The following is a 25602-nucleotide window of genomic DNA, read 5'->3' as shown; positions in this document are numbered from 1 at the left end:
TTGGCGATCACCCTGCTTGACAGCGTCCAGATGACGACCCCGCAGTACCCGTCGCTCGTCGGCGACAAGGTTTCGCTCTCGGGCTTCTTCCGGATCAACAGCTACAAGTCGTCGGGCGAACTGTGGCTCTACCACCGGCTGTACGCCCACTACAGCGTCGCGTTCCTCAACGCCGCGCAGGTCAAGTTCCAGGCCCGCGTGAACCAGACCTCGGGCACACTCTCCAAGGGCGGCCTGACGGTGGGCTCGCTGCATCACTTCGCGCTGGTGTTCGACAAGAACGACGCGACCCGCCAGTTCTTCGTCGTCAACGGCATCAAGCTGCCGTTCCCGACCCAGATCACCACCCCGCTCCCCATCGCCGCCGACTCGCAGATCGGCAGCTCGCTGTTCCCGAGCGACTACACGCTCCAGGACTACCTCCTGCTCGACGGCTACACGTTTACCGACGACGACGTCAGGGCGATCATGGCGGACCCCACGGTCTCCGCGACCCTGGGCGTCGGCATGCCGGGCGTGAAGCGCGCGTACTACAGCATGGACGGGACGACGGGGGCCGCCGTCCACGCGGGCGACGCGGGGATCACCGTGCCCGGCGTCGCCGGCCTGAGCTACGGCGAGCCGACCTTCGGCGCGGGCGGCGGATCGATGACTTACGCACCACGAATCCCCTACGTCGTCGAGACCCAGCTTGACCAGGCTTATGTGCGGTCGAGCGGCAAGTCCATGACCTTCGTGTTCAAGAACGCCCGCACCGGCTCGCTGCTCTATCCGGTGGCCGCCACCCTCCAGGCCACTCCCGTCATCAGGATCAATGGGGGGTCTCCGATCACCCTTCCCGGCCCGAGCAGCAACGGGTTCGTCACCGACGAGTGCAGTGCCCTCTGGTTTCCGTTCCCCACCGGCGTACAGGTCGTGCCCGGCGACGTGATCACCGTCAATGCCCCGCAGGCGTGGATCTCCAGCGACATTGGGGCGTGTCCCGCCCTGGTCAACTTCGTGGCGGACAACCGCTCGGGCCGTCCCTGCTCCATGAAGGTCTGGCCCGAGCCCGAGCCTGCCCGCGTCGGCTTCAACCTCGACACGCCGATCTCCACCTACTGGGGGGCGATCGTCGCCACCAAGAACCGGGCCCTCGACGTGCTGACGTACGGCCGACCCGTGCGGCCGGACGGCACCATCAAGACGCCGTTCTCGGGCACCGTCCTGTCTTACGCGATGTCCAACGGCGTCGACAAGGTGGGCCCGCAGGTCGAAAGGGGACTCTACGCTGTGGGGTGGGACGACGTCGACCATTCCGATCCCGTGACGATGCTTCTCACCCCCCAAGGCGACGACGTAACCTGCGTGGAACGCCTGGAATACCGCAACAACGGCGACTCCAACGGCAAGGGGAAGGTGAGGGTCTACGAGGTCAACAACCAGTATCGACCCCTTACGCTGAAGGCCCCGGGCATCGATGCGACGACCACCACCATCAACGTGAATGAGTCGATCCAATATGTAGTGCCCACCGACACGGCCCGCAACAACTACCTCACGATCGGCTCCGAGAAGATCCTGGTGGGGACGGTCGATACGGTGAACAGGCGGTTCAACGGATGCACCCGGGGCTGGCTGGGCACGACCCCCGCAGCCTACGCCGCGAACACGGCGTGCGTCCAGCAGTATTCCACCCGGACGGGCTCGTTCTGGTTCACGACCAGCAGCCCGTCCGGCTCCCCCCACTACGCCAAAATGAAAACCTACATGCCCGCCGACTGGACGCCGCCGTCGCCGGCCGCCCCCGTCGTCCTGCCCGACGAGCCGTGGGACGCCCTGAGTTCGACGCTTGAGTTGGCCATCGAGAATGGTGCGGGAGGCCTTCGGTGCATGGCCACGACGCCGACCCTCACCTCGACGTCCGAGCCCGAGCAGTGCATCATGCCCACCGACCCCCACTGGAACGGGCAGAAACTCCTCGAACAGTGGTGGCTCAAGTCGGCCAGGCCCTACTCGCACCTCACCTCCCCGTACATCTACTCGCACCTGCCGCTCCCCAATTACGAGAAGTACCCGGCGACCCTGGGGGTGGACATCGACGCCTCCCAGACCATCATCACGATCACGGACGGCCGCACAGCCCCGATCTTGATGGGGCAGTCGCTGTATATCGGGTCGGAGGTCATGAGGGTGCTGGAGATCCCGAAGCTCTCGGGGACGCAGTACAGGGTCGAGCGGGGCTCCCTGAACACGACGCCGGCCGCCCACGCCGCCGGCCCCCTCCAGGTGGGCTGGAGAATCCCGATCACCAGCACGTCCCAGTATTCTGGCACCAACTACCACCACGCCGAAGTATTCATCGACGAGGCGACATCTACGGGCTTGCGATTCGGGGTCCAGATGCTCAGCCTGGCGGGTTGGATGTCTCTCGACGCCAACGTCCAGGCCCGTCGGACCTTCACGCTGCCGGACGGAGTCAACGGCACCGACTTGACCTTCAAGATCGCCCCCGCGTCGCCCTCCGATTGGGATTGGATCGCCCCCAACCTGATCATCACGATGGGGACCGAGTCGATCATCATCAGGTCGGTGAACCCGACCACGGGGATGATCACGGTGAACGAGCGGAAGAACGTCCCGCACGCGGCCGGCTCGTCGGGCGTCACGAAGTCGGACGGTATCCTGTTTGCAAACGCGGATGGGACCGGCAAGGTGTACAACACGCCGTTCGGCTACACCTCGGTCATGCTGCCGACGGGTATCGACTCGTTCCTGTGCCAACCCGACAAGTCCACCTACTTTGGATCGTACGCATCGCTGGCTTCCACCGTAGCCCCAGGCGTGCAGACCTTCGGGGCGGGCCTGGCGACGTCCAAGCAGGTGGTCATGCCGGTGAACGGCTTCCCGTACGCCTTCGGCCCCTCCGTCGCCTCCAAGGCCACGGCCGCCGCACGGGCGGCCTCCAACGTCACGACGGGCAAGCATTGCTGGTACTGGGCCAACGTCCCCTACCTGGGGTCCGACGCCCTCATCTACCATATCGCCAGGGAGACCCGCGACAACCTGACGCCCGGCGGCAAGGTGATCGTCGAGATCTCGAACGAGATGTGGAACGCGTACTTCTTCCCCTACGCCCACCAGTTCCGGATCGCCCCGCTGTCCGGCATCCCAAACGCCCCCGACATCGCGATCCTGCGGGGTGCCCGAGCCAAGGAGATCTTCAGGGAGGTGTTCGCCGAGACCGGCCGCGAGGACGAGATCAACCTCGTGCTGGCGTGGCAGTGGGCGAACGTCGCGGAGCCGCTGGCGTGGGCCCGCAGGCTGGGCGTCGAGCCCGACGCAGTCTCGGCCGCCCCCTACATCGACCCGCCGACGACGGCGACCTTCGCACGAGTGTTCAACGCCATCGACATCGAGCAGCAGTGCGACCTCTACATCCACTGCGTCGAATACTACCTGTGGGGATCGGGGTACTCGCCCGGCGGCCGTGCCATCGCGGCGGCCGTGGACGCCCACCAGGCCATCACCGGACACCGGCCCCTCATCGTGTATTACGAGGGCGGCGACCAGACCCTCGCCCCGTACAACGGCCTCGTCGCCAACCCCGGGCTGATCGGCCGAGACATGCGGCAGAACCCCGAGTGGTGGAACGCCACGAGGGACATGATGTCGATCTTCAAGAAGGTCGGGAAGTGCGACTGCTACTTCCAGTTCGCGATGGGGTATGCGGCCGCCGGTGCGACGCCCTATTTTTGGGGGCTCACCACCTATGGTTGGCACAAGGCGGGCAGGGGGGACGGCCGCAACGGCGGCGTCGACAACCGGCTGTGCGTCTTCAGGCCGGGCCAGCCCAACACGGCCAACGCCCTCCAGTCGCCCGACGCCCAGAACGAAGAGGTCCGCCTCCAGGCGTGGAAGGACCAGCAGAAGGACTTCTTCGCCTCGGGGAAAGCGCCCGACCCCACCACCGATCCTGATCCCGTCGACCCTCCGATCCCACCTCCCGTGATCGTGACCGGAAGGGCCCGCAAACTGGTGCCCGTCGGGGATTTCGCACGCAGCTTCCGTCGTTTCCGATGACGAGAGTTCTGAGCCCGGCGCAGTGGGGCCTGACGCGATTGAACGTCCTGCATGAAGGACCAAGGCGCAGCCTTTTCCTCTCTGTGAGTCTACGCTGACACGAAGGGTGAACGATCATGCCGACTTATCGCGAGCGCGATGTCCGCGGCGCGATCCGCGAGACGCTGAACGCCACCGGCGCGTTCGACGGCGTCTACCTTGCAGGCCTCCCCGAGAATCGAGGAGAGCGATCGGGCGACCTCCGAGCCGCCGCGATCGAACCGGCCGCCACTAACGTCGCTGGGCAAGGGGACGACATCGACGGTACCCTCGCGGCGACCGCGTGCATCACGCTCATACTCCTCGCCCGCGACGATGATCCAGCCACCCGCGACGACGCAGCGGAACTGCTCCTGAACACGGCGGCCGCCGCTCTGAATGGTCGCAGCCTGGCCCGGCTTACCCTTCCAGGCTCGACTCGCATCAGATCTTGGACTTGGCTGCGCCCTGCCGCCCCCGAGCGCCGTATCGAGGCGACACTTGAGTTCCAATACCTCGTCGAAGGCTGGAGTGCCTTCGACCTGTCGGAATAGTTGCTCCCCCCGTCTCCGATCCGACCCGAATCCCCGAGAAGGAGTTGCACCATGGCTGCGACCAAGCTCCAGGCGAACTGGACGGCCGTCTCGTTCGGCTCGACCTTAATTTCCCGAGTCACCCAGGTGACCTTCACACAAGGCGGCTCGGTAGCCGCCTATGCAGCCGACGGCGACCATTTTCCGACCGTCGTCGTCAACACGATGAACAAGCCCAAGGCCTCGGTCACCAGCGGCGACGTCGCTGCGCTCATGGCGATCGCGTCGGGGGCGACTTCCACATTCAGCGCAACCCATAAGGATGCCAAAGGTGAGACCGGCGGCGACATCCTATACGTTCTCGCCAACGCAGTCGCCGAAAACGCCGAGACCTCCGGTTCCCATGGCCAGTTCGGAACCGCCACGCTCAGTCTCATGGCCTATTCCAGCGACGGCATCACGAACCCGCTCAGCTTTACTCGGGCGTGATCGAGCCCCGTGTTCTCAACACTGGTGATCCGACCGCACAACCATACCGAGAACCTCGATGGAATCCACCACGTTCGACGCCCTACTCGTCCCCGAATCGTGGAAAAGCGGCGGCACCCAACTCGACAGGATCGACTCCGTGCTCCGCGTGGCCGAACCTATACTGGGTATCGATCGGCAGAGCGGAGAGAGGGCCTACATTCGCCGTCAGCCAGCGGGCCGTCTTTTCATTACGTCCGACCCGCGCGACACGCTCTCCTTCCCCGTCGGCCATTCTCGCGAGGGTCGTCCCCGCTACGAGTGGTCTACGGCGGCCGACGGCTCGGAGCGAGGCGTACTCGTCGAGGAGGCTCGCCATGCTTGACGAACAGATGCTTCGACGCCCCGAGTTCTCCCCTGGGTCGGAGGTCGTCCTGGGCGACGGCCAAATTTGGACGCTCCCCAGGCCCGCGCTCCGCCTCTTCCCCGTGCGTGATCCCGAGGGCCGCATCGCAATTGGGGGCGGCCCGAGCTTCGGCGCAGAGTATGAGGCCCTCATGGATGAGTTGGCCGCATGCGACGCTGACGACACCACCGCGCGGCTCACGCTCCAATTTCGCATGGCGACCTTGCTTCTGACCCGCAATTACAACCTGGCAGATCACCATTTCCGCGAATTGCTCGTCGTCGACGCCGACGACCCGGTCTGCCGCGATCGTTGGGGCGTGATCAACCGGGCGATGACGGGACGCGTCCCAAAACCTTTAGCCGATGGCTCCGCTTCACCCTGATCGCGAACGGGGTCTCCCAGGACCTCCCCTGGGAGGACGCCATCGGCGTCTCGGAAATGCTTGTCTCCCTCGGACGCGCCGTCCCTCCCTCGCGATGGATCGATGGCGTCGAGGCACGGGCCCGTGAAGTAGCACTTGATGCTCTCTTCTGACCTCGAACGCCCGACATGCGAGAAGTCATCATGGGTCTCGAAGCGTTCCTGATACCCTCCGAGTCGACCTCCGCTGGTCCCGGTGCGCAATATGACCGACTTACGGATCTACTTGTCTCGCCGCCGGTCATACCTGAGGACGACGCGAAGGGGACAACGCCTCCCTTCCCGACCTTTGTATCGACGACTCCTGCTGCGGCGGTCGCAATCCCCGAGGCAACGGTGGTGCTTTCATCGCCCAGCGTCGAGGCCATTTCCTTGGCCGAACTACCGCTCGTTGCTTCTCCGTCGGTCGACGAATTCATCCCGCCGCCCGAAGCAACTGCCGCGAATCCACCCCAGCCCCTGGCATTCATGCCGTTGTCGTCCACTCCGCACCTGGACATAGTGCCTGGTGGAGCTTCTCAGCTTGATGGTTTCCTGGCAGCGACTTCCTTCGACGAGGCAGTGACGGCACCGACCGGCAACAGCTTCGACGATGAAACAGTCATCGCTCCGGCCTCCCTGTACGAGGCTCCCGAATCGATCGATGCACCGACTAGTCAGGGCGAACTTAGGAGCGATTCGGCCGCAAGCATTAATGAGCCTTCGCGCCACCGCTTATCGACTTCTCGACCTCGGAACGGCCCACAGGCCTTCTCGTCCTTAGGTGCCAGGGACGACATGACCGGCGGTCACGTCGCGTGGGATGAAACGCTGGAGCGGATCGAGGGCCGACTCATACAGATCGCAGCGAAGGTGGATCATGCCCTCGAACGACTCGCCTCGCCCGGGCCGGTGTCGCTCGGATCAAAGTCCCGGTCGTTCCGGGGGCGGATCGACGGCTGACACGGGCCGATCATAAAGGAACGGGACCCTCGGATATGGTTACATACAACGGCGAGAACATTTTCGGATCGGCGGTGCAGTTCCAACACATCCCTCGGCCTCGGGCCCAACAGGAATTCGCCTTCTTCGGCGTGAGCGGGACACAGGTTCTCGACGGCGGGGGGAGAGGGAGGGATTTCTTCATCCGGGGAGTGCTCACAGCGTCTTCGCTCGCGGCGCTCGATGCGGCTGAGGCTCGATTTCGGGACTACGCCGACGGTATCGCACGTGATCTCGTCGACAATCGCGGTCGGATCTGGCCCAATGTCATTTTCAAGGGCGAGTTCGTCCCCGACGCCCGAGGAGCCGTCCCTGGCGGTAGCGGATGGGCCCTTCCCTACCGCGCCGTATTCCACGGACTTACGTAAGATCTCTCGTCCTCGCGACGAGACGAGGTGAAGCCCCCATGCCCTTCGACCAATCTTCGATCATCGAGGTCCGCCCGCCCACTTGGGACGGTTCGACGCTGCAGCTTTCGTGGACGTCGACGGCACCAGCCGGCACGACCTTCCAGGTCTATGTCGGGCGAAAGCTGGCCTGGTACGGCACAAGTCGGTGGGTCGCCTTAACGATGCCGACCTCGAGAGTGCGTTTCGACATCGGCGCTGTCGGATCCGGCGAAGCGACGGTCGACTTCTCTCCTTCGCTCCCCCATGGCCCCTCAGATCGGGTGACACTATCGTGGCTCGGCGGCTCGTTCCTTGACCCGACCGGCGGCGACGACGTCCAAGGTTTCCGGATCTTCGGCCCACGAAAAGCCGGTTGGGCCGTCGACTTCTCCACGCCGTTGGTCGAGATCTCCGCTTATCCCGGCGGAGTTCCGATCGACGGCTACGGTATCACCGGCTTCGGCCAGGGGGGGTTCGGTCGCGCGGCGTCGTTCTACCAGTGGACGAGCCCTGCGTTGGCGACGGGGAGCTGGACCTTTGCAGTGGTACCGTACGACGCCGCAGGAAACCAAGGTGCGCCGGCGCTACAGACGGCCTGGATCGCGTCTCCGCCACGGCCTCCTGCGGCAAAGCCGGACGGCTCGAGGTTGCGCTGCGATTTCGACCCGACTACTCGCCGGGCGACCCTCACTTGGAACCCCAGCCCCGCCTGAAAAGGAATGAGCCTCACATGGCGACGACCTACACGCAGCGAGCGAAACTCGCCAGGCCCGGTCCGGCCGATCGCAACTGGAACGTCCCTCTCAACGCCAACGCCGACGCCCTCGACGCCCTCGCCCCGATTGGAGGCCTCTGCGTCACCCCGGCCGAGATCCCGAGTTCAAGCCTTCGCGTGCAGGTCGCAGCGGGGCGATTCCAGCGTCGGGACGGTACCGTCGGCGTTTTCGCCGGCACCCCGTCATTACCGCTCGCGGCCGACTCAACGACCTACATCTTCTTGACCGACTCTGGCGACTTGATCGCGTCGACGTCCGGCTTTCTCACGAGCTCGCACGTCCCGCTTGCAATCATCTCCACTGGTCCTTCGAACGTCCTTGGCGTTTCGGACCTTCGCGTCGTGTGCGCGACTGTCGGCAGCGACTCTCGCCCGTTCCTCACGGCCGCCGGTGGTTCGACTAACGACGGTGCGAGTTTCGTCCTAGGGACTGCTTCGGGTCTCAAGATCGGCACGGCCGCCGCCCAGAAGCTCGGCTTCTGGAATGCCACGCCCATTGTTCGGCCGGGTAGCTATTCACAGGCGTACTCCGCCAGCTCGCGGACCCTCCCAGCTTACACGCCGGCCGTTGCTTCGAATTCCTTCGCCGGAATCGCGTCAGGGCAGGGGGGGGCGACGTATGCGCAGGCGGCCGATTTGAACAGCCTTCGATCCGCGTATGAAAATCTGCGCGTCTTTTCCGAGAGCTCGACCCAACTCCTCAACGCTCTGATTAATGATCTGAAGGCGATGGGGTTGCTGGGATGATCCGCGCGTTCGATCTAAGTACTCGCGCGGATCGAACATCGCCACGAGAGGGCGTCCGTCATGCCTGGGAGTTTTGACTTCGACCCCTATGACGTCCCGCTTTCGGGGCCGGCGGCGACGATCCGCGTCTGCCGCTATATCCCCGACGCGGAGGGAGATTCGCGCTATGCGGTACTCCCAAACGTCGCGTGCGAGCGGATCCGCTATACCGAGGGGCCTGAACCCCCAACGGCCTGGTTTCGCTACATCCTGGACGATGCCGACCCCGCAGGCATCGCGCCGGTCGATTTCGGCGGCCTCTGGCCCCTAGGATCCGCCGGGCCGTATGTCCTCGGCAATGACGAGCGGCTGGTCGTGTTGGCGACGACTCCCGACGGCGACACGCACGTCCTCTTCGACGGGTTCGCGCAATCGCCGCAGGTCGATCTATCGCCGCAATCTCAGCGCGTCAGCTTCCTTGCATTGGGCGTCGCGACCCGTTGCTGGGACGATCCGATCGGGAGCCGTCTCCAGCGTCACGCCGACGATCCATACCACGGGGAGTTGGTCCTCGTCGACCTTCCCAGTCGATTCAACCCCGACGGCAAGGCCAATTGCACACCAAACGGATATGACGTCGAGCAGTCCAACCCCTCGGTCAGGTATCCAGTCTTTCTCGACCCGAACGTAGACCGCGACCCAGACCCTCGCTCTTATTGGACGCTCGGAAAGTTCGTCCGCTACGTTTTGGGCGTCTACAATGATCAAGCGTACGTCCTAAACCCCGACTTCGACAGACTCGACACGCTTCTGCAGTCGCGCGGCCCCGCTCCTGGCGCGCTGCCGGTCGGCGACGACTCCGGAAGCGCGGCCGACGTCGTCGTTCGCGACTATGACGCCACCAATTCGCCCTGGCCCGAAGCCCTCTCCGACCAGCTCGATCTGGCCGGTTTTGGCCTGCGCTTCAGCACCGGTGAGGACGCAGACGGGTCTCCTCGTAGTGAGATCGAGATTTACCGCAAAGACGCCAACGCCGCCGGCCCCGTCCGTGACCTGCTACTTCCCAACTCCGGCACCGAGCTCAAACCGGCGAGCTGCAACGTCGCGGCCCTACACCTGAGGCGGGACTCTAACGCGATCGTGAACGCCGTCACAGTCGAGACCGCCCAGCGCCGCGTGGAAGCATCGTTCGTGCTGGCCCCCGGCTTCAGACCCGTCATTGGCGACGAATCGGCGGCTCAACGAGTCCGATTCCTTCGCGGGAACCTCGCGGCGAAGACCGGAGAGGACCGTCGCAAGTACAGATATTATGTCGCTGACGAAGTGGGAGACGGCCACTGGGACGCATTGCACGCCGAGTGGTCGATGAGCGCCCTGAATCTTTCCGACGTATTCCCGAACGATGAAGGCGGGAGCCCGACCTATGTGAAACGCTCGCGTCCCGGTTCGGCGACCCTCGTCACGAGGGACTCCGAAGGACGCCCACTGCGGGCCCAACTCGCTCTCTCACGCGATTACACGGGTCCCGCGCCAGCAGTCTGGGATGGTTCGGGAGACTGGCAACCGATCACAGGAGGTTGGCAACTTCTGGAGGACCGGCTCGGGATCTATATCGTCGTTGAAGATCCTGAATGTTGGCCGATCGGCGACTACACGGGTGATCGGCCGCAGGAGGCGAGCTGTACACTCCGGGGCGTGTCCAGCCAGGCGAACCCGACCTCTCCCAACACAAGGTTCCACCTCCGGCTGACCACGGTCATAGAAGACGACTTGATGCTTCCGGCCTCGGTCGACGCCCGGCCCGCTTCTCCGACGTCGTTTGCACGCCGGCGGCGCGTCGATGGCCGTGACCACTTCGCGTTGGAAGCGGTCGCCTCTCGGTCGCTTTACAATCCGGGCGCAGACCCAAAGATTTTCCGCGACGATGCTTCGCGAGCCCTAGCGTGGGCCCGACAGCTACGTGCTGCACATGAGTTGCCACCGACGATCGGTGCTGCTACCGTCCCCGGGCTGGTCACCGCTTACCGAGTCGGCGACCGTATCGCACGCATCAACGGTCGCGACGTCGCCCTCCAGACGAATGTCGGAGAAGCCCAAGGCGAGGTCCCAGCTTATCCGGTCGTCACGGCCGTCTCATGGGAGTTCGCCGCGGAGCGGCAGGCGACCATTATCGAATTATCCGATGCTGGCATCGAGCGGGTCGACTGATCGGCTCGTTGAAGGAGCAATTCAAATCAGCTACGAAGTACGCACCCTCCGTGAGCGTCAAGAGGACGCCGTCGCGGCCGTCAGGCGCCTTGCATCACCAGCCGAGGATGGATCCGGGGCGGCCATCGTCCAAACCAAGGTCTTGGGAGTTTACCCGACGACCGCCTCGGCTTACTATGCCTGCGCGCCAGTGCGGATCGACGGAATGGAGACCGAAGGATCCAGTATCGCGTTCGTCGCGGAAGCCTCCCGGACGATCTTCGCGTATAATCTGGGGGCCAAACTCCCGCCTGTCGGAACCACACTGATCGTCCACTCCTGCGGAGGTCGTTGGACCTTCCGTTACGACGGTTGAACAGGTTGAATCGTGATTGATACCAGGTGAATCTCGGGTGGACGATGACGAACGACGCACTCCGCTCTTTACGGCTGCGGTGGGATGACCTGATTGACCCCGCCGCAAACGATCGACTCCGCACGCCAGGACTGAATGCCGCGCCGACGACGGGAACCCCGCGATTTCTCGGCCGTATACTCGACGGCGGTGACATCCCGAAGTCCATTGGTCGCGTCTTCCTCGTGAACCCGGCGAGGCTCGGAGGGAAGGAGGCGGAAGGCGTCTCTGCGACAGTGACTGTCGACGCGTCTCGGAGGATACCAGTCGCTGTGATCGGTTCCGTCGTCCCGAAGGCGGGCGACCTTATTATCGCATTCGGCCTGGCTGGTCGATGGGTCGCCTCACTTCACGGCCAAGTCGCGACGACAGTCGATTGTAGTGGGTGCGCCGCGCCGAGGAGGAATTTGATCCTCACTTGGACGAACAACTTGGTCGGAACCGGTTCGACCGCCTTGATTTTCAACGACCTGGACGAATGGACGAGCGGTTGCATAAATCAACTCGTCTTCCGGTTGGTCTGCCGCAGTGGCATGACGAACTTTTCGGCGATCTACTTCTCCGACGGGACCTGCACGACGGGCCAACCGATTACCTGCACGGCCCCCGGCCAGCCACCCCTTGGACTTACGATCTCGCAACAGTCCTGCACCCCGTTCTTCCTCCAGTACGCCGTATCGGCAACGGGCTGCGCGACCCTGGCCGCACAAGGATACTCGAGGTTCACGATTACGCAGTAGGCCTCACGACTGGTTTCTATTACGATCATCCGCACACTACAGCTTGGGCGTCGCCCGACGGCGATCCTGGCAACGCGTATCAGCATCGACGAGACCTTCGATCGCTTTCCAGCGTGAGCCTTATGACCGACGCGCACCTCACGAATTCAAGCCCCTCCTCTCAAACGTTCAGTCTGGTTATCCCTCTTTTCAACGAGGAGGAAAATCTTGCGGAGTTGCACCGCCGGCTGACGGCATCCGTCGCCTCCCTTGATCTTGACTACCTGATCATCTTGGTCGACGACGGCTCCCGCGACGGAACGCCAAAGCTGATCGATGAACTGGCTCGTCGCGACCCTCGACTGGTCGGAATCCACCTTAGCCGCAATTTCGGCCACCAACCGGCCATCTCCGCCGGTCTCGACTTCGCTCGAGGCGACGCCGTCATCGTCCTCGACGGAGACCTCCAAGATCCTCCCGAACTGATTGCAGAGCTCATCGCGAAATGGCGGGAGGGGTTCGATGTCATTTACGCCGTCCGCCGTCGCCGTGATGAGAGTTGGCCCAAGCGGTTGGCCTACTACGCGTTCTACCGCCTCATGGCTGCGATAAGCGATATTGACATCCCTCTCGACAGCGGCGATTTCTGCCTGATGGACCGCAAGGTCGTCGATGTCCTTACGCACCTACCTGAACGCATGCGATTCATCCGCGGGTTGAGGTCGTTCGTCGGTTTCCGTCAGGCCGCCCTTGAATACGACCGCCCCCCGCGTGCAGCCGGCATCCCCAAGTATACTCTCCTCCGATTACTTGCTCTGGCGGTGGACGGCCTTATAAGCTTCAGCGGATACCCATTGCGACTTGCCACATACCTCGGCCTGATCGCTGTCTCCGTTGCCGCATGCCTCTCTTTCTGGATCTTTTACGACGCTTTCACCTACGGTCATTCACCAGCCGGCTGGGCGAGCACTGCCGTCATCGTCCTGTTCATGGGATCGGTCCAGCTCCTTAGCCTGGGGATCATCGGCGAATACATCCGCCTCATCTTCCTTGAGACGAAGGGTCGCCCGACATACATCGTCCGCGAGCGGATCTCCCACACCGTGTCGACCGACGAAGCCTTTGGGGACTAAGCGACAGCACATAAAAGTACAGTTCGTAACCAGCCTCACCTTCCGTCATTTCTTGTATGACCGCGCCGTTGGGCGAAGAGCGTACGGGGGCCGGTCCGGTCGTGACGAAGGCGGTGTAAACGTTCACGCCCCGACGGGGATGAGCGATGGCGCTGAGCCGACTGAGTGGTGGGCTTCGACGACAGTGGTCGAGCAGATCGCGGCGTCGGTGGCGGGAGTCGATCGCCGTCAGGATGCGTTCGACGAACCGTGAGCCGGTCGGCGAGTCGGTCCCGAAGCTCGGCTTGCGCCAGCAGACCGCGTGACGCAGGGCACGCCCGGCGGCGTTGTCGGTAGGCTCGACTCCCTCGAATCGCGCGCAAGTCTACAAGGACTGCTCGACCTTGAGGACCTCGCGGCAGGTCGCCGCGGTCTTCCTCGAGCCGCACTTCACGCCGCGTTTTAGGAGTACCCGCACCTCGCGGCGCAGCTATGGCAGCGTTCTCGTCGCGAAGGTCCGCCGCGAGGCCTCCCCGACGTGGACCTTCGATCAGGCCGCTAACATCAAGTCGGAATGCATCGGCAGATCCGAGCCGATCGCCTCACCGGCGTCGCCGCGGTCGATCATCGCCTGGAAGTCGCGGCGGAGGTGCGCCCAGCAGGCCTGGCGTCTCGAAGGCGGGAGGTGCTAATCGGCCGAGTATCCGTCCGACGTCACGACCGCCGGCGGCGATCGGTGCATCAGCTCGGCGAAGGTTTCGCGGCCGCGGCCCGCCGCGATCCGGAAGACGCCCAACACCTCGGCCGCGGCGGTCCAGGGCCAGGTCCGGCGACGGCCCTCGCGTCAGCCCGTGTCGTCGACGTTCGCGGGGAGCGCGTGGACGTGCTCGAGGGCTTCGGCGTGGAGTGGAGCCGGGGCGTCGGCCGTGCGTCGCTCCAGGTCGCAGGCCGCCGGCGGGCCAATCGGCAGGCCGAAGAGGCTTCTCATGACGCGGGCGAGGTGACGCTTGCTTATCCGCCCCTCGCCGGCCAGGACGGCGGTGGCCGACTGGGCCTGCGGCCCATAGCTCACCTCCGTCCCGACTGGGGCGGTGCCGTAGCTCGACGCTCCGCTCCCCGGGCAGGTCAGCCGATGCGAGCGATGCTGGACGACGCGCGGCCGGGCCACGGTGACCTCGATTACTTGGCGGACGAGCGGCCCGGGATCGTCGCTCGCGAGGGTCTCCGCGCAGCGTCGGTAGTTCTCGGGCCTGGCGTCGACGACCTCGTCGGACTGCAGCCAGATGCGATCGCTCCGCCCCTGCCCGGACTGGCCGCCGCGCAGGCGTCCCTAGGGTCTGCGCGGCGGTGCCGGCTTGAGGTCCGGCGAGTCGCTCGACGGGGGCCGCGACGCGTTCGACGAGCTTGGATCCGGCCGGGCCTCCAGCTCGGCGATGCGGGCGTCCTGCTCCGCGATCCGGGTCCCGAACGGGGCGACGATCGCGGGCAGTCCCGGCCGCAAGTCGGCCGGGAGGGCGTCCCACTACTCGGCGGGTATGCAGACGGGCCGCGTCATGACTCGAAGTTGCTCAGGCCGACCGTCGCCGGTCAAGCACCGGCCCGTGAACGGTTACCGGGCTTTTCGGACAAGGTCTGAGCTCGACTTGTGCAGTTTTGCCGCCCTCTATGCGGCCGGTGCCAGGACGGCGTGGAGGATTTCTCGGATCGGAGACGGGAGTTTCTGGAGGGACCGGCCTTCGGGGGCGTGTGCGAAAGCCCCTTCGGCCCAGATCCAGAGGTGGACGGCCGACAGGGCGTCCGATAACGTGACGACCGTCTTTCCCGGCCAGGAGACGCCCCCGATCCGGTGTTTCGGCGGCGGCCTTGCATAAAGCATCGCCACCACCGAATACAGCCCGAACAGGCATGGGGCGACCCGCAGGACCGTCGAACTGGTCCACCCTCGCGTCGTCTGGACGTGGAGTTCGGAACGCGTCTCCTAGCATGTGGTCTCGATGTTCCAGCGGCCGGTGTAGGTCTCGACGATCCCCCGCACGTCGAACGTCGCGTCAGTCGTGTAGAAGTACTCGTCGCGATGGGTGCCGCCGCGGTCGTGGACGAAGGCCCAGCGGATCGGGACCAGCCGGTCGCCCCCCTTATACCATCGGCCGGTCCCCGTGGCCGTCTCGACCCGGCGCGTCCCGCCGCCGTACCAGGCGACCGTCATCCCTCGGCGTCGCGGCGTCGCCTCGACGGCCTGGCGCGGCTTCGGCAGCCTCGCCCCCTTGACTCGCGGGCGTCCCAAGCCCTCGTAGGGCGGCGGCGGCTCGAAGAGGTTGGCCTCGGGATGGATCTTGCTCACCAAAGTCAGACGCTCGCGGTCGCGATCCGCGAACCGGGCTAGTTCGCGCGTCCCGTAGGCCGAATCGCCCACGAAGACGAACCGGCGGCCGGGGAACCATCGGAGCATCAGGCGCAAGAGCCGGATCGCCTGCTGGGCCGGCGTGCGGTGGCGACGCCCCTCGCGACGGTCGTCGGCCGGGTCGCGATACAGGGCGACGAGCGCCGGCAGGGCCCAGGGCCGCACGGCGAAAGGGAAGCGGACGAGGACAGCGACCACGACCCATTTATGACCGTACCGCCAGGCGGTGAAGACGTGCGACGAGCGGACCGGGCCGCGATGCCGGGCTTTGCCGAAGACGCCCTGCCCGGAGGCGAGAAGACCGTGTCGTCGGCGACCAAGACCACCTCGGCGTCGGCCGGCAGCCGGGCGACGACGCATCGGGCGAGGATGCAGGCCAGGCGGAGCGGCGACCACCGGGCTTGCGAGAAGACGCGTCGATAGCTGGAGGAGGCCCGTCGGCCAGCGAGCCGGCCGTCCGGAGCAGGTTGGCGACCGTGCATCGGCCGACCGTGAGGATCGCCGCCCAGAGCAGGGTCAGAAAGCGTCGGAAGGTGGGCCGTGTGAAGGCCGGCGCGAAGTTCTCCCAGACCCCGCGGAGCGTCACGGGCAGGATGGCCATGTGTCCGTCCTCAGCCGGCGCGGTTGAGAATTCTGTCCAACCTCCCATCGTACCGCCCGAGGCGGGCTCAAAGCTGCACAAGTCGAGCTAAGGCTCATGCAATCTCGGAGAATGCAGTAACCAACAATGAATCCGTCATTTACAGATGAAGCGAGATGTCGGAGTTGTCCGCTCGCGCCTGGCGTGCGTTGCGCCGGATTCGACGTCCCACGGCTCTGCCAGCTCGTCGACCCCGAGCACCCGGACCACGACTTCGCGTACGTCTCCGCACTTGCGGTAAATGCAGACGACGAACTCCCATCGCGCCGGCCGCTCGAGGCATCCCTTCGCCTCCTACGCGCCGTGAGATCCTGCCCGAACCGCGACGTGCGGACTGATTGCGGGTGCGCGGGGCTAGCCACGTGCAGGCGGGGCCTGGGAAGTGACGGATTGGTCCGACTTCCGGATTGTCTGGACTGCCTGGACATATAATTCGGCCTCTATTTCAAACTGCACTTTCCGTGATGTCCTTCATCAGACTGCACTTTCCGCGACTTCATGCATTCCACGGGCGAACATTCCGCCCAGCCGCCGCCGCAACGGCCCTGTGGCTGTCCGGGGCGGCCCGACCACGGACCGTGGCCGGGCCGGCTGAACCAGCTCGTCAGGCTGGACCCGCCGGCTCGTGCCCCACTCCACCCCGCAGACCCTCCCCGAGCCGCTCCACGGCGGCGACCGGGAACGGGTGGCCCCACGCCGCTGCGAATTCGCAGGCCGGCACCGACCCCTGTAATCGTCTCAGCCCCCGCCAGACGGCGCGGGCCATGGCCGGCGTATCCCCCTCGACCAACGCGGTCCGGGCATCGACGTCACGCCGGAGGTGCCGGGCGTCGGGGAACTCGTAGACCTCCAGGCGCGTTCGGCCGGCGACCGCCATGAACCGGAACTCGCACTCGACCGGCTCGGTGTTCCAGGTGACGACCTCTTCGGGGACGCCCGCGAGCGATTGAACGGCGGAACGCGCGAGGTCGCCGATGGAGTCGCCGGGGGTGTATGAAGCGGTGAACTCCAGCGCGACGCCGGGCGCGGTCAAACGGACCGTGGCCCATCCGTGGGCGGGGGCCTCGACGTCCAGCCGCTGTCCTTCCGCCATCGATGCACCTCCAATCGCTTATGAGTCGCCGGGTGGACGGGGGCCGGCCCGAGCGGGACGATGGCGGTTACCACGCTGCCTGACACCCCGAGCGGAGCCGGCCCCCGATGACATCATCTCACCCGCTGCCCGTCCCATACCAGTGGTTCTCCTGGCTCGCCGCGGCGCTCGACCGAGGCTCGCCCTCCTGTTCTTCGGGGCCCTCCTCGCCCGGGGGCGGCGGACCGTCACCACCTGGATCAGAGCCGCCAGGCTCAGCGGCAAGCATCAGTCCTGTTACATCACCGTCGCCGCCGCAGGCAAGCGGGCCGACCGGATCGCCAGGCGCCTGCTGACCGAGGTGATTCAGCCGCTCCTGAAGGGTGCCACGCGGCTGACCCTCGCCCTGGACGACACGCCGACGAGGCGTTACGGTCCGCACGTGCAGGGGGCCGGCGTGCATCACAACCCGAGCCCGGCCCGGCCGGCACGCCCTACGTCTACGGCCGCGTCTTCGTCGTCCTCGGGCTGCTGGTCGCACATAAAGGGTGGGGCATGGCCGCCCTGCCGTTGCTGTCCCGCCTCTACCTCCGCAAGAAGGACCTGCCGGGCATCGGCGCGAAGCACCGGCCTGAGTTCCGCACGAAGCTGGAACTGGCCGTCGAACTGCTTCGGTGGGCCAAGCCCTGGCTGAGCCTGCTGAAGCTGCCGATCTGGGTAGCGGCCGGCGACGCCTACACCAAGAAGGAATTCCTCAAGCCGGCCAAGGCGCTGGGGATGACGGTCGTCAGCCGGCTCCGCAAGGACGCGGCCCTGCGGACGCGGCCCGGGCCGAAGCCGCCGAGGCGGCGTGGCCCGGCCCCGACCTACTGCGCGGGCGTGATCGACCTGGCCAAGCGGGCGGGCCAACGGCGCGGCTGGTCCTCCGACACTTTCGAGTTGTACGGGGAGAAGGTGGTCAAGTAGTACAAGAAGTTCCTGGCGACCTGGCGGCCGGCCGGCGGCGTGATCGGGGTGGTGCTGGTGGACGAGTCGGCGGGGTGGCGGGCGTACTTCTGCACCGACCCGTCGGCCTCGGTCGCGGACATCCTGACGGCCGTAGCCGATCGGTTCTCGCTGGAAATCACCTTTCGCGAGTGCAAGCAGGTCGTCGGCGCCGGCCAGCAGCAGGTAAGGTTCATCTGGGCGGGCATCGGGGCGTTCCACATCTGCCTGTGGACGTTCACGTTGACCGAGGCGTGGGCCTGGGGCCGGGCGGATGAGGAGTTGCTGGACCGCTCGGGCTCCCCGTGGGACGCCCCAACACGCCGGCCGAGCCACGCGGACAAGCGGAGGGCGTGGCGTCGTGCGCTGATGGACCAGGAAATCCGCGCGGTTATACGACCCGGGGTCACCGAGGAGGAGATTCAGGCCGCCGACAGGCTGCTCAGCCTGGCGGCAAGACATATACAGTCTCCCGGAAAGTACCGTTCAAAAGACAAACATGATATTAGACCCGTTTTCAGGAAGGTGTAGCCCGGTATCCGGAATGCGAGAGGAACCTGCGGAATTCGTCGGGGGGAACTCGTCGACGAGGCGGCCGAGCAGCCTCCAGAGACCGTCGACCGTCCTCTCGCCGGCCTTGCGGAGTAGGGCCTTGAGCTTCGAGAAGGCCAGCTCGATCGGGTTCAAGACGGGGCTGTACGGCGGCAGGTACATGAGGCGGCATCCGGCCCCCTCGATCGCCTCCCTGACCCCGGCCCGCTTGTGGCACGCCAGGTTATCCATGACCACGACGTCGCCGCGTCGATGGGCCGGGACCAGCTGCTGGCGGACGTAGGCGGCGAAGAGTTCGCCGTTGATCGCCCCGTCCACCACGACCGGGGCGATCACGCCGTCGGTCCGCAGGCCGGCGACGAACGTGGTCGTCTTCCAGTGACCGTGCGGCAAGGCCATGACCAGTCGGACGCCGCTGGGGGCCCGGCCGCGCGTGCGGGTCATGTCCGTGCTCGCCCAGGTCTCGTCGACGAACACCAGGCGGGCCGAGTCCAGCCCGGGCATGGCCTCGCGCCAGCGTCGTCTGGCCTCGGGCACGTCGGGGCGGTCCTGCTCGGCGGCCTTCAGGACTTTTTTGTAGGTCAGGCCCAGGGCGTGGAACGCCCGCCAGAGCGTGGAGATCCCCAGGTCCAGGCCGAAGCGGCGGCGGTGCTCCTCCAGCGTGGCGCCTGGGGCCTCGCGGGCCGAGGCGCGGATGGCATCGAGGTGCTCGGCCCACCTGGGCGTCGGGCCGTATCTCTGCGCCCGGGGGGGCGGTCTCGCCGGTCTCGCGGCGACGCTGCTTCAGGCGGCGGCCCCAGCTGGGGCTGACGCGGTACTTGGACGCGACCTCGGCGGTCGGCGTGCCGGCGTCGCAATCGGCGAGCACGCGCTCGCGCAGGTAGGCGGAGTAGGCTCTCACGGCATGGCCCTCGGGGACGGCGATACCGCGAGACTACCCAATGCTACTCCGTTAGCTTGGTTTTGTGGCGGGCCTGTCAGGGCCGGCAGTATGCGCAGTCGTCCCGGCTGATGGGGGCCAGCAGCCGTTGGAGGGCGCGGCGGATCGCCGGCAGCGTGATCACGGCCGCTCCGCGCCCCCCTTTTTGCCCGGCCGGGATCGCCCCCGGCGGGCTCGACGGCGTTCCAGGGTCAGGAAGCCGAAGGCCAGCAACTCCAGGCGGGCGTGGTGGTGGAAGCCGCGCCGCGACCGGCCTTCGTGGTGGTCCAGCCCGAGTTCCTCCTTCATCTGCTGGCAGCCCAACTCCACCGGCCAGCGGCTCCGCCAGAGCCGCACGGCCTGCAGCCGGCTCGTGTCCGATGGGAGGTTGCTGAACGCGTACTTCAGCGCTCCGTCGGCCTGCTCTTCGATCAGGAGCCAGATCGGCCCGGCGCCGGCGCATTCGCCGGTCGCCCAGCCGGAGGCCGGCCACACCCGCAGGCAGGCGAGACGGCCGGCCATCGGGCCCTTCGTGCCCTCCCGCCAGGTCACCTTGCGACGCGGCGTCCTCGCCGCCAACCCCTTCAGGCTCGTCGGACGAGGCGAGTCGTCGGCCAGGCGGGGCCGCGACCGCGGGCGGCCCGTCGCCCCGGGGCCGGGCTCGACCCATCGCGGCTCCTCGGCGAAGACGACCATCTCCTCGGAGACGCCGACGACGTAATGCAGGCCCCGATCGGCCAGGCCGTCGCGGAACGACCCCGAGGCGCCGTAGCCCGAGTCGGCGGCCACGACGCCGCCCGGCAAGCCTTCGGCCCGGGCCTGGTCGAGCAACTCCAGCGCGATCTCGCCCTTGGTCAGCGATCGTCGCTCGGCCTCGGGCACGCGGGCCTTGGCGAGCCGGGCCGGGTCGCCCAGCCACGAGTCGGGCAGGTAGAGCCGCATGTCCAGCGGATAGTGGCCCTTCGGGGCGAGGTAATGGACGCTGACGGCGCACTGGCAGTCGGCCGTCTTGCCCAGGGCGCCGCAGTACGGCCGCTGCCCCCCGACGGAGTGGCCGCCCTGCTTGGGGAAGGTGGCGTCGTCGACGACGAAGATCCCCGCCGGGTCGGCGAACTTGCGGGCCATCGCGGCCCGGTAGCGTTGGAGGACGGCCCGTTCGTCCCAGGTGCTCTGCCCGAGGAACTGCTGGAGGGCCTGGTCGGGGTCGGCGACGTCGAGGCCCTCGGGCAGGGCGACGCGCGAGGACATCGGCTCGACGCTCTTGCGGCCGCCGTCCTGGATAAGGCCCCGGAGGTATACGCCGCACCAGGCGGCCTGCCGCGGGCGGTTGAAGTCGTCGCGGAATGCGGCGGCGTAATCCGAGAGCCGGTCGAGGACGTCGGGGGTCAGTTCGGGGGTCTAGGTCCGGTTCATGCCGGTTCTACGAACCAGGCCGCCCGGCCGTTCGTAGGATGTAACGGAGTAGCACTAATCCGTCAACAGGGCGCCATACCTTCAAGGAAATCGGTCTAAAGGTTTGCGCCAAAACAACTTGCCGAATTCGGCCTTGTTATAGCCTGCGAGAATCTGCGACAGCTCGGCGATGCAAGATCCTCACATCGTGGAAGCCCTTCGCAGCAAGTATGCCGCGCTGCTCGACGACCTGGATGAGCGTGGACGTCGGCGCTGGGCGGCCGTCGAGGCCCGGGCCCTGGGCCGTGGCGGGGTCACGGCCGTGGTCGAGGCCACGGGCCTGTCCGATCGCACGGTCCGGACGGGCCTGAAGGAGCTCGACGACCCCGAGCCGCTCGCCGGCCATCGCCTGCGGCGAGCCTGCGGCGAGCCGGCGGCGGCCGCAAGTCGCACACGTCCACCCAGTTACTCTGCAGGACGCCCTGGACCGGCTGATCGAGCCGACGGCCCGCGGGTCGCCGACGAATCCGTTTCGGTGGACGATCAAGAGCACCTACCGCCTGGCCGACGAGTTGCGCAAGCAGGGGCACGCGGTCGGCCCGACCTCGGTGCGGCGGATGCTGGCGGCTATGGGGCACAGCCTGCAGGGCAATCGCAAGTCGCGCGAGGGGAGCCAGCACCCGGACCGGGACGGCCAGTTACGGCACATCAGCGACCGGGTCCGGGCCCGCCGGCGACGCGGCGAGCCGGCGTTGTCGGTCGACACCAAGAAGAAGGAGGTCCTGGTGAAGACGCATGACTTCCCGCACCCGGCCCTGGGCAAGGCGGCGCCGTACGGCGTCTACGATATCCATCGCGACGAGGCGGGCGTGTCGGTGGGGGTCAGCCACGACACGGCAGAGTTCGCGGTGGCGGCGATCCGCCGGTGGTAGGAGAACCTGGGCCTGGCGCACTACGGCCGGGCGAAGCGGGCGCTGGTGACGGCGGACAGCGGCGGCAGCAACGGCTCGCGCTGCCGGCTGTGGAAGGTCGAGCTGCAGAGGTGGGCGGACGAGACGGGGCTGATCGTCGAGATCTGCCACTATCCGCCGGGGACGAGCAAGTGGAACAAGATCGAGCACCGGTTGTTCTGCCACATCACGCGGAACCGGCGGGGGACGCCGCTGGAGACGCTGGAGGTCGTGGTCGAATCGATCGGCGCGACGACCACGACGACGGGCCTGGAGGTCCATGCCTGCCTGGACGAAGGCACGTACGAGAAGGGGCGGAAAATCAGTGACGAGGAGTTGGCGGAATGCGCCATCAAACTACACGCATTCCACGGTGAATGGAACTATGAGATCCACCCGAGCCGTCGCTAATATTCCGGCAAGTTATCTTGGCGCAAATCCTAACTATTCAGGGCTGTATGCCATCCCGAGGTAAACCGCTGTAAGTGGAAGTGTTCCTGAAAATCGGTCTGCCGATCCCGGTTTCATGGAATTCAGCGGGCGGACGTGTTGATCATCCCATTGAGCAAAAGAGGGGGAAGCCGGTTCGGTCGGGGCAAACTTCTTCTTCCGCCCGACCTGGCTAGAGCGTCACCCCACTGGCAACCCAAGTCGCGACGACGTCGTTCGCGTATGGGAAGAAAGGAGGGATCTGTGTTTAGATTCTCTGAATTCTCGATCGTAGGCGGGCTTGAAGGGCTCGAGCAGAGATTGAGTCTGAGCCGCGTTTCGTTGATCACGGTCGTGAAATCCGCCCCGGACGACGATGTGCCAGTCGTTCCCGACCCGGAACCGGATCTTCCTCATTATCCAACGCCAGCACCCGAGCCGGATCCGGGCGACTTCCCCGGCTATCCCCCTCCTCCCGTATTCCCGCCTCCGCCTGTCGGCGGCCCCATCGGGCCCGGCTAAACCTTACGACAGCGAGTCTGGTCGCGTCCCCTTGGGCGTCTCGCCTTATGGCGGGGCGCCCTCGCGTTGTTTCGGTCCCAAGCACAGACCCAACCTTGACCGTTCCTCTTGCCGGACGCTGAAGCATGGCGATACATACGTTGTTCCGACGCTGGCGGACCGGCTCCATCGCCTCGATCGAAGCCGAAAGCCGCGGCCGAGCCGTCGAGTTGGCCGCCCGCTCAGGGATAACCCTCGCCTACGCCGACCTGAAGAGATGCGAAGCATCTCTGTGCTCCCTCCCCGACACCGACTTCAGGGGTGCCGACCTCGACGGTGCAAGCCTCCCGTTGGCGAATCTGCGGCGGGCCGACTTCCGCACGGCCACGCTGATCGAAGCCAATCTCGTCAGTGCCGACCTCCGTCAGGCCGATCTTCGCAACGCAACTCTCCGAAATGTCGACTTCCGCAATGCCGACCTTCGCGACGCCCTCTTCGTTGGAGCCGATCTTCGAGGAGCGCGTCTCACCGGTGCTCGGCTCGATGGAGCACGACTGGACTGGCGATGGGCCGCCTTTGCCATCGAGCTGCTCTGCCGAGACTCGGGCTGCAAGGGAGACGCACTACCGCTGATCGTCGAGTTGGCCTTCGAGCGAGACGAGCGACCCTACGCATGGCTCCGGCCTCTCCTCCACAAGCCCCACCTCCTCGGCTGGGTCGCCTCAGTCCTCGGTCGGGCCGTTCATACCGGCGACGGAGCCCCCGAGATCCTCAGGACTCTCGCCGACGACGTCGATCCGTCAGCCTTACATGATCCGATCCCAGTTCCGGACGAATCAACCGAGCGCCTGTACTGGACCCGTCCCGTCAACCCCAGGCGTGTCCGCCTAATCTCAAATCAATGAACACGCTTCGAGCTGGTCGTCGTACGCTGCATTGACATGGTCCATTCGAACTGAGGGAGTCGCGAAATGCCGCTGGCACGTTCTCGCCGCGTCCCATCCATCCCCTCATCGGCTCGCGACATGGAAATGTTGCGAATTGCTCCGATTGATGCCGCGTCCTTGCCACGCGTCCACGTCGCCCCACGGCAGGCGGCGGGGACACTACGCGTCTTCGACCGGTCAACCGGTCGCGAAATGCTCGTCTACACGCCCACGTTCCGCTCGCAGTTCGAGGCAGGGCATCGGGCGGGGCGGTGGTACATCAGACCGGCCGCGAGGGTAGGAGGAGGGCCTTACAGTATCGCTTTCGCCTCGACTCGCCAAGCCGTGGAGGCGATCGCCGCCGATTCCTGGCGCCTACGAGTCTTCACCCTTGACGCGATCCCGCCCTCCACCTGTCGTCTCGACCATCCGCGCCTCCGAGTCATATGGCCACCTACCGACCCTCAAAGTTGAGCGCTGCCGTGCGGATCGAAATCAATGATACTGAAATCCATTGGATACTATCATCATGACGACAGACAACACCCTCTCCGATCGACGAGCCAACACCGCGACCGAGGACCTCGCCAGCCGCACTCGCCGTCCTTTCGCTCAGACGGCTCCTCTCCTGACGGCCGAGCAGGAAATAGCACTCGCCGCCCGCATTAGATCTGGCGACCAGAATGCCCGCGGAGAATTGACCCTTGCCAATCTGCGGTTGGTGTTGAGCATCGCCAGCGAATTTCGGGGTCGAAATCGCGCACTCGACCTTGACGACCTCATCCAGGAAGGCAACCTCGGCCTCATGCGGGCGGCTTGCGATTTCGATCCCGAGACGCATGGCACCCGCTTCGCCACTTACGCTTCATACTGGATTCGACATCACATCCATCGAGTGCTGGCGGAGCAATCGTCGATGATTCGATTCCCCTATTATCTTGTGATTCTGCGCCGACGTTTCGAGAAGACCCGAGGCCGTCTTGTCGAGGCCCGCAGGTCCCAGCCGAGCGATTCCGGCCCGATCGAGCCGGAGTTGGTGGAGATAGCGAAGCATATGGGAGTCGCGACGAAGCGACTCAAATACGTCTGTGATTCTCAAATCGACACACGATCCTACTCGACGACCTCGCTCGACGACGCCTCACACGACGACGTCCTGGCACAATCAATCCCCCCGGAAGCCCCCCTGGAGATCGCCGAATCGATGGAGCGGCTCCACGCGGCGATGCGAAGGTTAACCCTACTTGAAGCCTGGGTTCTACGGCGCCGATACCGTCTGGACGACTCGGTCGACGAGGCTGAGGACGAGGCGGAATCTCGCGCTCGTCGCCGCCACCCCGCGAAGAGACGGCCGGGGCCCAAGTCGGACGGACGGCGCACCTACCGCGAACTCTCTCGAGAGATCGGAAAGCCCATCCACCAACTCCGACAGATCGAACGCTCTGCAATCATCAAGTTGCATGACTTCATCGATCCTCCAGTTAATCGCAACGACTCACAAGGCTGCGACCCTCGCCTGGCTCCTGTCGTCACGTTGCGATGTTCAGCCTGAACCTTCGATCTTGCCAACATGATCCAGAGTATGATATGAATTGCAAATTCGTTTACTAATGATTTCTCAT

General features: G+C 65.6%; 18 protein-coding genes and 3 pseudogenes. 14 read left to right on the top strand and 7 right to left on the bottom strand.

All coding sequences use genetic code 11. The annotated features are described in order from the left end of the window. The 10 genes from PZE19_RS17080 to PZE19_RS17035 all read left to right on the top strand — a co-directional run bounded on the left by PZE19_RS17080 (position 1) and on the right by PZE19_RS17035 (position 13235). Positions 1-4062, top strand: a complete 4062-nt coding sequence (locus PZE19_RS17080; protein ID WP_277861834.1) for a hypothetical protein — start codon at positions 1-3, stop codon at positions 4060-4062. A gap of 116 nt (positions 4063-4178) precedes the next feature. Beyond that, entirely contained in the window at positions 4179-4634 is a 456-nt protein-coding gene (locus PZE19_RS17075; protein WP_277861833.1) for a hypothetical protein, read from the top strand. Between the two features lie 51 nt (positions 4635-4685). Beyond that, positions 4686-5102: a hypothetical protein gene (locus tag PZE19_RS17070; protein ID WP_277861832.1), complete on the top strand. Its 417-nt coding sequence runs from the start codon at positions 4686-4688 to the stop codon at positions 5100-5102. A gap of 536 nt (positions 5103-5638) precedes the next feature. Continuing rightward, complete coding sequence (locus PZE19_RS17065) at positions 5639-5872, top strand: hypothetical protein (protein ID WP_277861831.1); 234 nt, start codon at positions 5639-5641, stop codon at positions 5870-5872. A 167-nt stretch (positions 5873-6039) separates the two neighbouring features. Beyond that, positions 6040-6852, top strand: a complete 813-nt coding sequence (locus PZE19_RS17060) for a hypothetical protein (protein ID WP_277861830.1) — start codon at positions 6040-6042, stop codon at positions 6850-6852. A gap of 35 nt (positions 6853-6887) precedes the next feature. Beyond that, on the top strand, positions 6888-7259 hold the full coding sequence (locus PZE19_RS17055; protein WP_277861829.1) for a hypothetical protein: 372 nt from the start codon (positions 6888-6890) through the stop codon (positions 7257-7259). A gap of 38 nt (positions 7260-7297) precedes the next feature. Continuing rightward, on the top strand, positions 7298-7993 hold the full coding sequence (locus tag PZE19_RS17050) for a hypothetical protein (RefSeq protein ID WP_277861828.1): 696 nt from the start codon (positions 7298-7300) through the stop codon (positions 7991-7993). Positions 7994-8010: 17 nt separating this feature from the next. Continuing rightward, positions 8011-8802 carry a hypothetical protein gene (locus tag PZE19_RS17045; protein ID WP_277861827.1) on the top strand — a complete coding sequence of 264 codons (792 nt, stop codon included), beginning with the start codon at positions 8011-8013 and terminating at the stop codon, positions 8800-8802. A gap of 60 nt (positions 8803-8862) precedes the next feature. After that, positions 8863-10989, top strand: a complete 2127-nt coding sequence (locus tag PZE19_RS17040) for a hypothetical protein (RefSeq protein ID WP_277861826.1) — start codon at positions 8863-8865, stop codon at positions 10987-10989. 872 nt (positions 10990-11861) lie between these two features. After that, on the top strand, positions 11862-13235 hold the full coding sequence (locus PZE19_RS17035) for a glycosyltransferase family 2 protein (RefSeq protein WP_277861825.1): 1374 nt from the start codon (positions 11862-11864) through the stop codon (positions 13233-13235). An 823-nt stretch (positions 13236-14058) separates the two neighbouring features. Here PZE19_RS17035 and PZE19_RS17030 read toward each other — a convergent pair. The 5 genes and pseudogenes from PZE19_RS17030 to PZE19_RS17020 form a co-directional block, all read right to left on the bottom strand. Continuing rightward, entirely contained in the window at positions 14059-14382 is a 324-nt protein-coding gene (locus PZE19_RS17030) for a hypothetical protein (RefSeq protein WP_277861824.1), read from the bottom strand. Positions 14383-14544: 162 nt separating this feature from the next. Further along, entirely contained in the window at positions 14545-14715 is a 171-nt protein-coding gene (locus PZE19_RS33030; RefSeq protein ID WP_368411302.1) for a DUF6444 domain-containing protein, read from the bottom strand. Positions 14716-15192: 477 nt separating this feature from the next. Next, a complete protein-coding gene (locus PZE19_RS17025) occupies positions 15193-15813 on the bottom strand; it encodes a transposase (RefSeq protein ID WP_277861823.1) in 621 nt (206 codons plus the stop codon). 134 nt (positions 15814-15947) lie between these two features. After that, positions 15948-16097 (bottom strand): annotated as a pseudogene (locus tag PZE19_RS33025) (hypothetical protein); the annotation flags it as partial. A 762-nt stretch (positions 16098-16859) separates the two neighbouring features. Further along, a complete protein-coding gene (locus tag PZE19_RS17020; RefSeq protein WP_277864401.1) occupies positions 16860-17348 on the bottom strand; it encodes a hypothetical protein in 489 nt (162 codons plus the stop codon). 107 nt (positions 17349-17455) lie between these two features. On the opposite strand from PZE19_RS17020, the pseudogene PZE19_RS33345 reads away from it, so the two are divergent. Further along, positions 17456-18767, top strand: a pseudogene (locus PZE19_RS33345) (IS701 family transposase); the annotation flags it as partial. Between the two features lie 30 nt (positions 18768-18797). On the opposite strand, the gene PZE19_RS17000 reads toward PZE19_RS33345, so the two are convergent. Further along, positions 18798-19788, bottom strand: a protein-coding gene (locus PZE19_RS17000) for an IS630 family transposase (RefSeq protein ID WP_438269994.1) whose coding sequence is annotated in 2 segments (ribosomal slippage) — positions 18798-19613 and positions 19615-19788 — 990 coding nt in all. Because the reading frame shifts where the segments join, the coding sequence is not laid out codon by codon here. 135 nt (positions 19789-19923) lie between these two features. Further along, positions 19924-21171 (bottom strand): IS701 family transposase, encoded by a 1248-nt coding sequence (locus PZE19_RS16995; RefSeq protein ID WP_277864362.1) that lies wholly within the window; start codon positions 21169-21171, stop codon positions 19924-19926. Positions 21172-21364: 193 nt separating this feature from the next. On the opposite strand from PZE19_RS16995, the pseudogene PZE19_RS16990 reads away from it, so the two are divergent. The 3 genes and pseudogenes from PZE19_RS16990 to PZE19_RS16980 all read left to right on the top strand — a co-directional run bounded on the left by PZE19_RS16990 (position 21365) and on the right by PZE19_RS16980 (position 25532). Continuing rightward, a pseudogene (locus tag PZE19_RS16990) lies at positions 21365-22535 on the top strand (ISAzo13 family transposase). Between the two features lie 665 nt (positions 22536-23200). Next, the gene (locus tag PZE19_RS16985; RefSeq protein WP_277861819.1) at positions 23201-23959 is read left to right on the top strand and encodes a pentapeptide repeat-containing protein; all 759 of its coding nucleotides are present in this window, start codon (positions 23201-23203) and stop codon (positions 23957-23959) included. A 550-nt stretch (positions 23960-24509) separates the two neighbouring features. Further along, positions 24510-25532, top strand: a complete 1023-nt coding sequence (locus PZE19_RS16980) for a sigma-70 family RNA polymerase sigma factor (RefSeq protein ID WP_277861818.1) — start codon at positions 24510-24512, stop codon at positions 25530-25532. The last annotated feature ends 70 nt before the right edge of the window (positions 25533-25602 follow it).

This window comes from Paludisphaera mucosa, assembly GCF_029589435.1.
Classification (GTDB): domain Bacteria; phylum Planctomycetota; class Planctomycetia; order Isosphaerales; family Isosphaeraceae; genus Paludisphaera; species Paludisphaera mucosa.
This window is presented reverse-complemented; position numbering and strand designations above follow the sequence as displayed.